The sequence below is a fragment of the Domibacillus tundrae genome (assembly GCF_000970675.1).
GTDB classification, from domain to species: domain Bacteria; phylum Bacillota; class Bacilli; order Bacillales; family Domibacillaceae; genus Domibacillus; species Domibacillus tundrae.
The window spans coordinates 56,024-70,018 of the sequence record NZ_LAJA01000006.1 but is presented as its reverse complement, the minus strand read 5'-3'; the positions used below and the strand labels follow the sequence as shown (position 1 = coordinate 70,018).

The 13,995-nt window shown below is 42.6% G+C and carries 14 protein-coding genes; 10 read left to right on the top strand and 4 right to left on the bottom strand.

Features of this window, described 5'->3' with window-relative positions; translation table 11 throughout:
- The first annotated feature begins 95 nt into the window (after window positions 1-95).
- From VQ00_RS07330 to VQ00_RS07320, 3 genes are all read left to right on the top strand, one after another.
- Entirely contained in the window at window positions 96-1,526 is a 1,431-nt protein-coding gene (locus VQ00_RS07330; RefSeq protein WP_046179506.1) for an FAD-binding oxidoreductase, read from the top strand.
- A complete protein-coding gene (locus VQ00_RS07325) occupies window positions 1,523-2,065 on the top strand; it encodes an MFS transporter (RefSeq protein ID WP_046179505.1) in 543 nt (180 codons plus the stop codon). The genes VQ00_RS07330 and VQ00_RS07325 overlap by 4 nt, the downstream gene beginning before the upstream one ends.
- Before the next feature lie 69 nt (window positions 2,066-2,134).
- Window positions 2,135-2,410, top strand: a complete 276-nt coding sequence (locus tag VQ00_RS07320) for a hypothetical protein (protein ID WP_046179504.1) — start codon at window positions 2,135-2,137, stop codon at window positions 2,408-2,410.
- A gap of 31 nt (window positions 2,411-2,441) precedes the next feature.
- Here the strand turns inward: VQ00_RS07320 and VQ00_RS07315 are convergent, their stop codons facing one another.
- A complete protein-coding gene (locus tag VQ00_RS07315; RefSeq protein ID WP_046179503.1) occupies window positions 2,442-2,786 on the bottom strand; it encodes a DUF3307 domain-containing protein in 345 nt (114 codons plus the stop codon).
- A gap of 116 nt (window positions 2,787-2,902) precedes the next feature.
- On the opposite strand from VQ00_RS07315, the gene VQ00_RS07310 reads away from it, so the two are divergent.
- The 5 genes from VQ00_RS07310 to VQ00_RS07290 all read left to right on the top strand — a co-directional run bounded on the left by VQ00_RS07310 (window position 2,903) and on the right by VQ00_RS07290 (window position 8,012).
- The gene (locus VQ00_RS07310; RefSeq protein ID WP_046179502.1) at window positions 2,903-4,027 is read left to right on the top strand and encodes an HD-GYP domain-containing protein; all 1,125 of its coding nucleotides are present in this window, start codon (window positions 2,903-2,905) and stop codon (window positions 4,025-4,027) included.
- Between the two features lie 26 nt (window positions 4,028-4,053).
- The gene (locus VQ00_RS07305; RefSeq protein WP_046179501.1) at window positions 4,054-5,892 is read left to right on the top strand and encodes an adenylate/guanylate cyclase domain-containing protein; all 1,839 of its coding nucleotides are present in this window, start codon (window positions 4,054-4,056) and stop codon (window positions 5,890-5,892) included.
- Between the two features lie 28 nt (window positions 5,893-5,920).
- Window positions 5,921-6,346: a MarR family winged helix-turn-helix transcriptional regulator gene (locus VQ00_RS07300; protein WP_046179500.1), complete on the top strand. Its 426-nt coding sequence runs from the start codon at window positions 5,921-5,923 to the stop codon at window positions 6,344-6,346.
- A 92-nt stretch (window positions 6,347-6,438) separates the two neighbouring features.
- Window positions 6,439-7,065, top strand: a complete 627-nt coding sequence (locus VQ00_RS07295) for an FMN-dependent NADH-azoreductase (protein ID WP_046179499.1) — start codon at window positions 6,439-6,441, stop codon at window positions 7,063-7,065.
- 119 nt (window positions 7,066-7,184) lie between these two features.
- Window positions 7,185-8,012 carry an STAS domain-containing protein gene (locus tag VQ00_RS07290; RefSeq protein WP_046179498.1) on the top strand — a complete coding sequence of 276 codons (828 nt, stop codon included), beginning with the start codon at window positions 7,185-7,187 and terminating at the stop codon, window positions 8,010-8,012.
- A 111-nt stretch (window positions 8,013-8,123) separates the two neighbouring features.
- On the opposite strand, the gene VQ00_RS07285 is transcribed toward VQ00_RS07290, so the two are convergent.
- From VQ00_RS07285 to VQ00_RS07275, 3 genes are all read right to left on the bottom strand, one after another.
- Window positions 8,124-8,585 carry a hypothetical protein gene (locus tag VQ00_RS07285; protein WP_046179497.1) on the bottom strand — a complete coding sequence of 154 codons (462 nt, stop codon included), beginning with the start codon at window positions 8,583-8,585 and terminating at the stop codon, window positions 8,124-8,126.
- Between the two features lie 24 nt (window positions 8,586-8,609).
- Window positions 8,610-10,007 carry a sigma-54 interaction domain-containing protein gene (locus VQ00_RS07280; RefSeq protein WP_052728400.1) on the bottom strand — a complete coding sequence of 466 codons (1,398 nt, stop codon included), beginning with the start codon at window positions 10,005-10,007 and terminating at the stop codon, window positions 8,610-8,612.
- A gap of 75 nt (window positions 10,008-10,082) precedes the next feature.
- The gene (locus tag VQ00_RS07275; RefSeq protein ID WP_052728399.1) at window positions 10,083-11,495 is read right to left on the bottom strand and encodes a sigma 54-interacting transcriptional regulator; all 1,413 of its coding nucleotides are present in this window, start codon (window positions 11,493-11,495) and stop codon (window positions 10,083-10,085) included.
- A gap of 467 nt (window positions 11,496-11,962) precedes the next feature.
- On the opposite strand from VQ00_RS07275, the gene VQ00_RS07270 reads away from it, so the two are divergent.
- Together VQ00_RS07270 and VQ00_RS07265 are read left to right on the top strand one after the other, a co-directional pair.
- Complete coding sequence (locus VQ00_RS07270) at window positions 11,963-12,550, top strand: UbiX family flavin prenyltransferase (RefSeq protein ID WP_046179496.1); 588 nt, start codon at window positions 11,963-11,965, stop codon at window positions 12,548-12,550.
- A 93-nt stretch (window positions 12,551-12,643) separates the two neighbouring features.
- Complete coding sequence (locus VQ00_RS07265; RefSeq protein WP_082091502.1) at window positions 12,644-13,993, top strand: MFS transporter; 1,350 nt, start codon at window positions 12,644-12,646, stop codon at window positions 13,991-13,993.
- Window positions 13,994-13,995: the final 2 nt, after the last annotated feature.

Below are 13,995 nucleotides of genomic sequence, written 5' to 3'. Positions count from 1 at the left end.
GCTTTTTTGTCGATGTTCGACAGGTTCAAACATTGTTGATATATTATATGTAAAAATTATGAAAAGATGGTTTTTTCATAAAGGTGGATAATTATATGAAAGCAGGACTGTTTATTTGTGTATATGGCGTTTTATTTGCGGCTTCCTTTTATACATACAATCAATTTTATTCAAATCCAACAGTGGAAGATGCTGGACGCCTTTTGCCTGCTCAAGTAAAAGAGATTGCACAGGCGGATGGTGAAGAAACGTTAAAAGAGATCGTCAAACAGGCAAATCGTACGGGGAGCCGTCTTACTATTGCCGGGATGCAGCACAGTCAAGGCGGGCAGACGTATTATCCGGGAGCGGTCATGATTGATATGAAGCCATTTAATCAAGTGATTGATTTCCAGCCGGAGAAAAAAGTCATTACCGTTCAAAGCGGGGCGACCTGGGATGATATTCAGAAGCACGTGAATCCGTATGGCCTTGCCGTGAAAGTTATGCAGTCGCAAAATATTTTTACGATTGGCGGCTCGTTAAGTGTAAATGTACACGGCCGGGATATTCGTCATGAATCGCTGATCGATACGGTGCAGTCATTTCGGCTGTTAAAACCAGACGGCACAATCATTCGCGTCAGCCGGACAGAAAACGCAGACCTTTTTCCATATGTGATCGGTGGCTACGGCTTATTCGGCATTATTTTAGATGTGACGCTTTCTTTAACGGACGATGAATTGTACCAAAAGAACACGAAGGAATTCGATTACAGTGAGTACAGCGATTATTTTCAAAAAGAAGTAAAAGAAAATCCAGCCGTTAAAATGCATCTTGCCCGCCTCTCAGTTGCGCCATCTTCTTTTTTACGCGAAATGTATGTAACGGATTATGTAACAGTTGAAGATCAGCAGCTGCTGAAAGACTATGAAACATTGAAAAAAGAGCGGATTGTGGCATTGCCTAAGTTTTTCCTTGGCTTGTCCCGCTACAGTGGCTGGGGGAAGGATGCATTTTGGGACATTCAAAAGCAGTATATGCTTGAAGACAACGGTTCTTACGAATCAAGAAACAACGTCATGCGCTCTGAAACAGATTTTATGGCGTATGAAAGCGGCACGAAAACAGAAGTATTGCAGGAATATTTTTTGCCTGTGAATGAATTCGCTGATTATATAGATGACCTGCGGCGTGTGCTCGAAAAAGAAGATGAATTTAATTTATTAAACATTACAATCCGCTATGTTGAAAAAAGTGATCAGGCCGTTCTTTCGTATGCAAAGGAAGACATGTTTGCGCTTGTTCTTTTAATTAATCAAGGCAGATCAGAGGAAGAAGTAAAGAAATCGAAAGCAGTTATACGAAAGATGATTGATGTCACACTGGACCATCAAGGCAGCTATTATTTGCCATATTACTCTTATCCTTCAAAAGAACAGCTGGAAACAGCGTATCCGCGTATCGATGAATTCTTTAGAAAAAAGCAGCAGTTTGATCCTGATTTGCGGTTTACAAACCATTTTTACGAGGAGTATAACGAATGAATTATCGTCAGTTTGTTTTATCTCAGAGCATCATCTTTATGGCAAGCAGTATGATTTTCCCGTTTTATGTCCTGTTGCTCCGGAATATTGGGGACAGCTACTCGCAGTTCGGCTGGGCATACGGTCTTTTTGCATTAACGTCTGCTCTTGCATATCCGGTTATTGGCAAATGGGCGGATCAGTTCGGAGACAGGGCGCTGCTTCTTTTTTATTCGCTGGCGATGTCGGTCATTCTTCTATTGTTTCCGCTCGTGACGAGTGTATGGCAAGTGTACGTGCTGCAAATCGTCATGGGGATCTTAGGGGCTGTACAAAAAAACACAGAAAAAGCGGCTTTGACCCGGCGGACTGACAAAAAGCAAGCTGGCGCTGATATGGGCCGCTACCACTTTTGGACGTCGATTGCTGCAGCGGGAGCGATCATCGTCACTGGTTATCTTGTTGATTTCTTGACGATTGCCACAATTTTTTATGTGGCATCTCTCCTTTATGCGGTAAGCGGGTTCATTATGTGGCAAAAGAAAAAATCAATTTTATAAAAAAATTGATCCATCTGCTTTTTTGGTCCGTTAGCTATTCGAACAACTAAATAAAAGAAGATGAAGACAGTGAAGAAAACCTTCAAAAAAATGCTCATTCCCATCATGGGGTTAACGCTGCTTGTGCCCGGTATAGCATCAGCCAATACGGAAGCAGCTAACAAAGCGCTTGACCAGAATGGAGTGGATATGACACCTGCGGTTGCGGCCGTGTATGGCAAAGAAGGTGCGGCAGAGTTTGAACGGAAAAGCTATACCGACCCGGAGGCAGAAAATCATCGATATTACGTTACAGCCATCGACGCATACAATCAAGAATCTAAGCCGTCTGAAATGACGAAATAAGAAAAAGCTTTCTCTTTGAGAGGAAGCTTTTTTATATGTATAAGGCTGCAGCAAGAACGAGTAAATGAAAAATTTGGTCGGCGACAATCCCGAGCCAGCGCGCTTCCGGTCCGCGTGCGGTCATGATTGTTCGCACCCACCAGGCAACGAATGTGCGACGGTCGATGATGACGTGTGTAATAAAAACAAAGACCACCGCAAGAGGGGAAAGACCGCCAAAAGTCAGCCAGGCAAAAAAGGCAACGATCAGTGTATACACGAAACAGTGAGTGAAAAGCGGTACCCACCTGGACGCTTTATATTGCGCCATCCAGCTTGTTTGAAACAAATAATCACCTATTAAATGCGCTAAAAGCAAAAAGCTAAACGGCTCCATTGATTCACCTCGTCTTCTAAAATAGATCTCTATGTGCTGGTAAAATTATGATATATTAAAAATATCATACTATCGTTTTGGGTCATAGGAACTTTTTTATAAATGAGGTGAATACTATGGGGGACAACGGGTCCGTTCAGCGCGAGCTTTCGGCAGAAGAAATGCTTGAAATTATATTGAATTATGCCGCGAAAATTTCGGGTGAAAATGATTTGGATACTCTGCTCATTTTAATGGCTGAGATGGGCCGCGAGCTTGTAAGGGCTGATCGGTGTACCCTCTGGCTTGTTGATCATGAAAAAAATCGCCTATGGACAAAAGTGGCACAGGGGATTGATCGTGTTGACATGCCGGCTGACAGCGGCCTCGCGGGGCATTCTATTCAAACAGGCGAAACCGTGCTTGTAAAAGATGCTTATAAAGATGATCGTTTCAACCAGGCTATCGACAAAAAAACAAATTATCGGACACGATCGGTGCTCTGTATACCAATTCGCAGTTTTGATCAGGAAATAATCGGCGTCTATCAGGCCATCCATAAAGGGCTCGACTGGTTTTCGGAAAAGGATGCAAAAAAATTGTCATTGGCTTCCACCTACACGGGGAAATCTATTCAAGCCGCTATCTTGCATTCGGAGCTTGTGGAAACGCAGCGGGAAATTATTTTTAAAATTGGTGAAGTGAGCGAGAGCCGTTCACGGGAAACAGGCCAGCATGTTAAGCGGGTCGCAAAGTATTCACGCGCGCTGGCAAAGCTGTCCGGGCTGCTGGAACCGGAGGCGCAAATGCTCGAGCTTGCATCACCTATGCACGACATCGGCAAAGTGGCGATTCCGGATCGAATTTTAAAAAAGCCGGGTAAGCTGACGGCGGAGGAATATGCCGCCATGCAGACACATACAACAGAGGGCTACAATATTTTCAAGAGCTCAACCCGCCGTATTTTTAAAGCAGCCGCTGTCATTGCATATGAGCACCATGAAAAATGGGACGGCACCGGCTATCCGCGCGGGTTAAAAGGAGAAGAGATCCACTTATATGCGCGGATTACAGCGATAGCAGATGTGTTTGATGCTTTAGGAAGTGACCGTGTGTACAAAAAGGCATGGCCGCTTAATCAAATTATCCAGTTCATTGATGAAGGACGGGGACGTCACTTTGACCCGAACCTTGTCAATTTATTTTTGGAGAATCTGGATGTTTTCACTGCAATCCAGAAGCAGTACAAAGATTCTTTTTAATTCATTATAAAAAAGGCGGAATAGCGATGCCGAAAGAAAAAACATATCGATTTCAAAAAGTATATTCGCTTCCACGGGCTGAAGTATGGAAGCTTTTATCTGATACGGACCACTTAAACCGGGTGACAGGTCTTTTCCCAGTTCAGTTTACCGATGCGCAGTTTAAGGATCAGTCTATGTTTCGATATGCGGAGGCGAGAGCGCTTGGCTTTATACCGCTTAAATGGCGTGAATACCCATTTGAATGGATAAAGGAAGAACGGTATTCGGTAGAGCGCGTTTATGAAGGCGGCCCGCTTGAACGGGTGCTCTGGACGATCGAGTGCAAAGATGTTTTGATGGATGGACAGACAGCAACGGAGGTAACGGGAACAGCCCATTTTACGAAACGAAATATTCTTGGACAAGCGGCAATCTCTTTAATCGCTCTGCCTTCGCTGAAAAAAATCATCATGAATTATTTGGATCATTATATAAAAGACAATACGAATCGTGTTGTGAAGGAACTGCCGCAGGAAAAAACATCCTATATTGTATATCACGAACGTTTCAGCCGATTACTTGATCAATTACGTACTGTGTATCCGCATGAAGGACTTGCGGACTGTCTTGAAAATCATTTAACGATGACAGGTGATGACGAAGTTCTTCATATGAAGCCGTATCGTTTAGCAGCCAAATGGGGCTATGCACGCCAGGAAGTGCTTGATCTTTTTTTGCATGCCACAAAAATCGGTCTTCTCACGCAAAGCTGGAATTTAATGTGTCCAAACTGCCGTGTACCGAAACAGACGGTTTCGTCGCTGTCGGAAGTGGGAGGCCAGGTACATTGTGACCTGTGTGGAGTCGGATACGATATGAATTTCGACCGCTATGTGGAAATGCGTTTTTCGGTCCACCCTTCTGTACGTCAAGCAACAGATCAGACGTATTGTGTGGCGGGTCCTTTAAGATCACCGCATATTTTTGCTCAATATCGCCTGAAGCCTTATATGTCCCAGCAGGTATATTATCCACCTCTTCCTCCCGGCTCGCGCATTCGGACGCTTAAAACCAATCATGCGATGGACATTACGTCTGGAGTCAATCAGACATTGACGTATTCATCAAAGGGGTGGACGAATCAATCGGCTGGTCTTTCACCAAATGGCGGAATAATTGGGCTGCATAATGATAATGATGAAGAACGAGTTGTTGTCTTTGAAACGACGGCATGGGACGCGGAAGCATTAACAGCGGCGGATGCGACTACTTCACAGTTGTTCCGCGACCTTTTTTCAAAAGAGGTGCTTGCGCTGGATCAGCAAATTGGCGTCGAATCGCTGACGATTTTATTCAGCGACTTGCGCGGTTCGACAGCTATGTATGAGCGAGTAGGGGATGCGAAAGCGTACCGGCACGTACACCGTCATTTCGATTTTCTGCGCCGCTATATTGCGGCGCACAACGGCGCTATCGTTAAAACGATTGGTGATTCGGTCATGGCCGCTTTTTATAAACCGGATGATGCGCTCCGTGCGGCTCTGGCGATTCAGTCGGAAAGCGCCGTATTTAACGAGTCACAAGGCATGGAAGTTATCATTAAGATCGGTTTATTTACCGGTCCAACAATCGCAGTTAATGCAAATGAACTGCTTGATTATTTTGGACATACTGTGAACATGGCCGCCCGCGTTCAGCAGCAAAGTGAAGGCGGTGACATTATGATCAGTGCCGAAGAGTGGGAACGTGAGTCTTTCGCACATGCGGCGGAAGGATATGAATTTGAAGTCAGCCGCTCGTATAAAAAATTATCCGGCATTCAAAATGAAGTCAATCTTGTACAGTTAACACACATTTCAGTATCAGGCAGCCTCGCTGTCTGACACTCTGAAGAAAAGGGGAAGACTGGCAATGAACATCGCATTAAAAGACTACATCAGCATCTTTATCCACCAAACAGATTTAAAAATAACGGGTTGTGTAAAGGAGCGGCTCGCCCCGTTCAACCTCGCACCCGAGCAAAATTTAATTATGATGCTGCTCTGGGAACGGGATGGACGGAACCAGCAAGAGTTGTCAGAACAATTGGAAAAGGACAAAACAAATATTACTCGCATGCTTTCAAGTCTGGAGCAAAAGGGGTTCGTCAAACGCGTAATCGAAACTTACGACCGCCGTTCAACCCGTGTTTTTTTAACAGAGGAAGGAAAGGCACTCGAATGCGATGTTATTCCGTTGACAGATGAGTTTCATCGTACTGTTACGTCAGGGGTGACGGAAGAAGAGCTGGCGATTGTGCGGAGAGTTTTGTCGAAAATGCGCGAAAATATAAAATAAAAAAATTTATTTAATAGTTGCTGTAGCAACTAAGTATATGATACAATTCTATCAGTGATAAAAAGTAACTAACTAACTGGAGGAAACAAAAAATGACAAACGTTTTATTTGTAAAAGCAAACTCACGTCCGGCCGAGCAGGCGGTCAGTGTCCAATTATATAATGCATTCTTGGAAACATATCGTGCCGAAAATCCATCAGACAACATTACCGAACTGGATCTTTTTGCAGAAAACCTTCCGTATTATGATACTGATAAAATTAACGGCATGTTTAAGCTGGCGCGTGGCATGGAGTTAACAGCAGAGGAAAAAGCGGCGACGGATCTTGTAACAAAATACTTGAATCAATTTTTGGAAGCGGACAAAGTGGTCTTTGCTTTCCCGCTTTGGAACTTCACGATTCCAGCAGCGCTTCACACGTACCTTGACTACTTAAACCAAGCTGGCAAAACATTCAGTTACACGCCAGAGGGTCCGGTCGGTTTGTTGAAAAACAAAAAAGTGACATTATTGAATGCACGCGGCGGCGTATATTCAGAAGGACCGATGCAGTCTTTGGAAATGGCAGTGAACTATGTGAAAGCTGTTATGGCATTCTGGGGCGTTGAAGATGTTCAAACGATTGTTATCGAAGGGCACAACCAATTCCCAGACCGTTCAGCTGAAATTGTTCAAGCAGGTCTTGATACAGCGAAAGAAGCAGCTCTTACATTTTAATTATTCAAAGCTGTCCCACATATTGGGGCAGCTTTTTTTATACGTAAAAATCGACAGGACATAACCCCTCAGATAAAATAAAAAGATAAGACCAATTTGAAAGCTGAGGCGGTAGATAAGTGCATAGAAATCCAGAATTGCATCAATTTCTATTAAGTAAGGCCAGAAATTTAACCGAAGAATGGTATGCTGCGCTGGATAAATCAGAGGCAGAGGGCGTGTATGCATCAACCGATCCAGATGTGATTCGAAAGTTAAAGCAGCAAAATTTTGCCTTTCATGAACATTTATGTGAAGTGTATATAAAAGAAGAAACAGCCTTTTTTGAAGATTTTATCGATTGGATTATGGAGGTGGCAACTGACACTGAACATTTAAATACGCCAGTTCATATTATCTTAGGTGAATTTCTAAATGTTCAGGAACAGTATCTCGATTATATTGACCAATTTATACATCAGCACCAAGATAAATATACATATGAGGAAATTACCCGCTGGAAACGGGTGCTCATTAAAATATTTGGACAAGTAATGAGCAAATTTGTGGAAGAAAATCATAAATTCGCACAATTAAAGTTAAAAAGCCAGCAGGAAGTCATCTACGAATTAAGTGCACCCGTTATTACTCTTCAGAATAAAAAAGGGCTCCTGCCTATTATCGGTGCAGTGGACACGGCTCGTGCTCGGCATTTGCTTGAAAAAACCCTTGTGCAATGCGCAGAAAAAGGCATTAACCACTTGTTTATTGATCTTTCAGGTTTGATTATTGTTGATACAATGGTCGCCTTGCAAATTTTTCGTCTCATTGACGCGCTAAAACTGATTGGTGTAAAAACAACACTGTCCGGCATTCGCCCAGAGGTGGCTGTGACATCGATTCAGCTTGGATTAGACTTTAATAAGCTTGATATTACCGGAAATCTTGCGCAGGCATTAAAAGAATAAAAAGAACCGGTAGAAAATAAAGAAAAACACCTCGCGTATCACCTTAGTTAAGAATCATATTAACTATAAACGGGTGTTTTTTTGTTTGTTTCATTCTTCGATACGATAAGCTTACTTGACTAATTCATCCAGAACTTCATTCCAGCGCTGTATCACATGGTGTGAATCCTTTAATTGAATTTTGATGCCGGATGTGATGTCAGCATATTTGGCTTTATCTGTTTTAACAAAAAGAATGGTTCCGGAAAACCGTTCCCGTACGTGTTTTGCGTGATCAATTAACGGCAATTTTTGAAGTGAAAGACGTAAATAGTGAACTTGTTCTGCTAAAACAACGACGAGTGTTGCTTTGCCGGTACGTAAAATATTAGATGTTGTGGCGGTGCCGGGCCATAGCGCAAGCCTCACTTCTGTATGATTAAGCGAGATGATTTCACCGACACTAATCATGGCAGTATGGGGCCACATGTCTTCACCTACAGAAAGCAGCATCATTGCTTCTTTCTGCTTTGTCTTTAAGTCTTTCCCATTCAGCAGATTTACTATATCTTCTGGCATGCCGGGCTGAATCATCTGGCTTCACTTCCCTTCAATACCTTATTTGTTTTTACAGATTTCACTGACTTTTAGATCGTGCTTTTTCATTTTACGGATTAAAGTTGTATGTGAAACACCCAATACCTTCGCAGCTTTCCGGATGGTTCCTTCACGCTCGATTATACTCTTGATCAAATTCTTTTCCACCGAATCGAATAAATTTATCCCATTATGCTTATTTTTTAATAATTCAGACAACCGTACATCCGAATGCTGCTTGGAAACGGGGAGTTCTTGAGGTTCTATAACATCGTTTTTGATGGTAAGAACGAGCCGCTCAATAATATTAGACAGTTCTCTAATATTGCCCGGCCAGTGATAGTCATAAAGAATGTCAGAAGCGGCTGTGGAAAGTGATTTGTTTTTTGTATATTCCTCATTAAAATGTTGAAGGAAATGGCCTATTAATAAGGGAATATCATCTTTTCTCTTCCTCAATGGCGGGATATGAATCGGAATAACATTCAACCGATAATAAAGATCTTCACGAAACTCCCCTCGGACCACCATGGATTCTAAATCCCGATTAGTCGCCGTGACAATTCTTGCATCTACCTGTATCAGCTTTGTACCGCCTACCCGGGTAAACTGCTGGTCTTGAAGCACTCTTAATAGTTTTGCTTGAAGGTGAAGAGGGAGTTCACCGATTTCATCCAAAAATAGCGTTCCTTGATCTGCCAATTCAAATAAACCGGGTTTTCCTTCTTTTTTCGCACCGGTAAAAGCACCAGTATCATAGCCGAAAAATTCGGATTCCAGAAGGTCCTTCGGGATCGCACCGCAGTTCACTTTAATAAAGGCGCCGGAATCTTTACGCCTGCTCGTTTCATGAATTTCTCTGGCAAGTACATCCTTTCCTACACCGGATTCACCGAGCAAAAGGACAATTGAGTCCGTTTGTCCGATATGATGAATCAGCTCAATAATTTCCTTCATTTTCCGATTTGCTGTGATAATGCCCCGCTTAGCATGATGCTGGCGGAGTGTGAGGAGTTCTGTGTAATATTTGGCTGAAAGCTTTTCAATCTCTTCTACTTTCTTTTTCATCGTAATCAATTCAGATATATCGTGTGTGATAGACAGCATCCGTACTAATTGTTTATTTTCATCAAACATCGGGATGGCTGTAACGAGAACATCCACACCGTTTTCGTACTGTTGAAAATCAGTGATGGTCCGCTTTTCCTTTAATGCTTTTAACGTAACCGAGGGTTTTTGGAATAGTCCTCTTCCAACGATATCCTGCATTGTTTTCCCAGCATAAGCCTCTATAGGCAGGCTGCTTAATTTAACCATGGCCTGATTGGCCAATATAATGCGGCCATTATTATCTATTACTAAAATTCCGTCTTGAAAATTTTCTACAATCATTCGGTATAACTCTAAGTCAGGGATCATCCGTATGCTCCTCCTGTAATGAATAGTCTGAAGATCATTGAAAAATTTTCAGGAGACTAGATACATATGCCGATTCTAACGTATTGCTTTGAGGGTAACACCGTACTTTTTCATTTTTTGAAAAACGGTCGTATGAGGAACACCTATGGCTGTTCCTGCTTTTCGAACCGATCCGTACTTTTTCAGCGTTCGAATCAGCGCTTCCTTTTCAAGATAGTCAAACAGGTTGTCTCCTTGCCCGAACGTGTTCCAGTGCAGGGCGAGCGTATCCATTGATTTATTCTCCTGATCTGGCGGTCCGCTTTCCGTTTTTAAACAAGTAAGTACCTGTTTGGGCAGTTGGCAGGATTCGATTACATCGCTTCGTGAGGTCAGTACAAGCCTCTCTACGATGTTTGACAATTCCCGAACATTTCCTGGGAAAGGATATGACATCAGTTGTTGAACCGCTTGTTTTGAGAATCGCTTTGTACTGTTATACTTCGCGTTGAACTCCATTAAAAAGTAGTTCAGCAGCGGAATAATATCGTCCTTTCTTTCTCTTAATAAAGGAATCTTAATAGGCACTATATTTAAGCGATAATAAAGGTCTGTCCGGAATGTTCCTTCTTCAACCATTCTCTCTAAATTCCGGTTGGTGGCAGCGATAATACGTACGTTGACATTAATAATTTGCAGCCCGCCTACACGCATGATTTCCTGTTCTTGCAGGACACGCAGCAATTTTACCTGCATATCCAAGGGCAAATCCCCAATCTCATCCAAGAACAGGGTGCCGCCGCTGGCCATTTCAAATATTCCCAGTTTGCCGCCTCTTTTCGCACCTGTAAATGCGCCCTGTTCATATCCGAATAATTCAGATTCCAAAAGGTGAGGGGGAATTGCTCCACAATTGACTTTCATGAACAATTCTTTTTTTCGGCAGCTGTTTTCGTGAAGCATTTTGGCAATGACTTCTTTTCCAACACCGGATGCCCCTAATAAAAGCACGGTTGAGTCTGACGGTGCCACATAGTGGACAATGTCAAAGATTTCCTTCATTTTCTGGCTGTGACCAATGACTTTGCTGCTTCTTTTTGTGTTGTTCGTTTTTTGGGGGGCAGTCAATCCGTCTCGGGAGGAACCGCCGGAAAGTATCATCTGGCTTAACTCGTTATAAAAAAGCCTGTGGAGTGTATTCCGACTGATACAGCCGTGATAAATTCCGTTATTTATAACGGGAAGCAGCTGATGATTGTAGAATGGCAGAAAGTAAAGTTCTTCTGGGCCATTGATCGTACAGCAATCTTTGTCGATGTACTCTTTAATGCTATTATTCGGATCGCTATTCAGTAAATCCTTTGCGTGAAGAATGCCTGAAAATGTCTGTCCAGACAAAACAGGGAGTTCATTCAAACTTGCTGCCTTCATACAGTTAACGGCTTTCCATACAGGCTCGGTTATCTGAATAACAGGCACTGTTTTTTCTACATGATCGAGCCATTTCATAAACGCGTCACCTTCTTTATCAATTTTCATGTCCAAATCAGTGAAATAAATAAAAACAAAGCGACATAAAAGTAAGCGCTATCATTAATGAAATATACCATACGAAGCAAAAGTATATATTTAAAATATTATTTATCCAATAAAACTTTATAGGTTTTCTAATATATATAGAAGCTGATCTATTTGTTTTTTAAAATTTTTTTGGAACTGCGTACGTTCCATCTGTAACGCCAGTCGTTCCATTTTAATACATGATATACCGGAAATGATTGAATTTAAAAGAAATTTTTAATTGGCATGAATTTTGCAATAACTAATGCGAGGACAGCCATTCAGGTTTGCGGGCATGAGAGGAGGAGTAAAAACAGCCAAAGTTCAGCTGTTCTAAGCGTAGAGGAAGAAGGCTGCTTCTTTAAAATTTTGCAAAACTACTTACAATTGATAACGCTTTCAATAGGAGGGCAGAAATGAAAAAAATTGTGGTCGGTATATCAGGTGCCAGTGGAGCGATTTATGGAATCCGTTGTCTTGAAACGTTAAATAAGCTGGGAATTGAGAGTCACGTAGCTATCAGTACTGCGGCGGAAAAAACGATCGAATATGAAACAGATTACACTATGGAACAAGTTAAATCTTTATGTACGTACCTATATGACTTGAAAGACATCGGGGCAAGCATTGCAAGTGGGTCCTTCCGAGTAGACGGAATGATCGTAGCCCCTTGTTCGATCAAAACACTGTCGTCCATTGCCAATAGCTTTAATGATAATTTAATCAGCAGAGCGGCTGATGTCACGTTAAAGGAAAGAAGGAAGTTGGTATTAATGGTTCGTGAAACCCCTTTTCATTTGGGGCATTTACGGCTTATGCAGTCTGCCGCTGAAATGGGCGCTGTGATCCTGCCGCCGGTGCCCAGCTTTTATCATAAACCAGCTTCTATCGATGATATTGTCAATCAAAGTGTTGGAAAGGCGCTTGATCAATTTGGAATTGATGCGCAGCTCTTTGACCGCTGGGAAGGGCTTCCTGCAAATGAAGGGGTAAAGCATTCATAAAATGATTCAGTAAGTATGTTTCTAGTAATTATTTTTTGTTTTATACCATTAGAAGCAGATCACTACAAAAAATAAATAATAGGGGGAAATCAAATGTCAAATGATGCGATAACTCATGTAGAGCCTGTTGAACAAGGAACTATGGGAGTAACAAAAAAGCAGTTTCGATCTGCAATGCTTGCGTCGTTATTAGGGTGGTCGTTTGATCTTTATGATCTTTTCCTTCTTCTTTTTGTGGCGCCAACCATTAGCTTGCTGTTTTTTCCAACAAGCAGTCCGACGCTTTCTCTCGCTGCGGTATATGCGTCGTTTGCCGTGACACTTCTGATGAGGCCGCTCGGATCTGCCATATTTGGCTCTTATGCAGATAAAAACGGAAGAAAGAGAGCGATGATTGTTTCTGTCGTAGGGGTTGGGGTGAGTACAGCCGCTTTTGGTCTGTTGCCGACGGTGCCGCAAATCGGGTTTATGGCCGCAGTCATTTTCCTTATTTTGCGACTTGTTCAGGGTGTTTTTGTCGGCGGCGTTGTGGCATCTACACACACAATCGGAACAGAATCAGCCCCGCCTAAATATCGCGGTTTAATGTCCGGCCTTATTGGCGGTGGAGGAGCTGGCTTAGGGGCTTTGTTCGCTTCGATCACCTTTGCTGTTGTTTCAGCTTTGTTTCCCGGTGAGTCCTTTAACGAGTGGGGCTGGCGTGTCATGTTTTTTACAGGGATTTTGGGCGCTGTAGCAGGGCTTTTTGTCTTTCGATCTCTTAGCGAGTCCCCGCTATGGGCACAATTGCGTGAAGAAAAGAAAGAATCGGACCAAAAGACTATCGTCGTGCAGAAATCGCCTGTCAAGACGCTCTTCACCAGTTATCCGCGTGTATTGTTGATAAATGTCATGATCATTGCAGGAGGCGGTTCAGCTTATTACCTGACATCTGGTTTTATCCCTACGTTCCTAAAAGTAGTAAATGAAGCTGCTCCGGAAGTTGTGTCGGGTGTATTGATTGCATCAAGTATTGTGACAGTCATTTCAGCTTTATTGTTTGGCCATCTTAGTGAAGTAATCGGGAGAAAGAAAACGTTTATTCTCGTTGGAGTATTAAACATTATTGGACTTCCGTACTTTTATCTGGCTTTGGGAGATTCAGCTACTACCCTTTCTATCTATTTGAACACGATGGGCCTTGTCTTTCTTGGCAATGCCGCATATGCACCTGCTCTTATTTTTCTTAATGAGCGTTTCCCAACATCCATCCGGTCTACAGGTACCGGACTGTCGTGGAATATAGGATTTGCCATTGGCGGCATGATGCCAACGTTCGTCACATTGTCGAGTGGCACAATTGAAAACATACCTCACACGCTTATGTATTTTTCAATTGTCATTTTCGCAGTTTATCTTATTGGTGCACTCATCGTCCCTGAGACAAAAGGAAATCTGAAATAAAC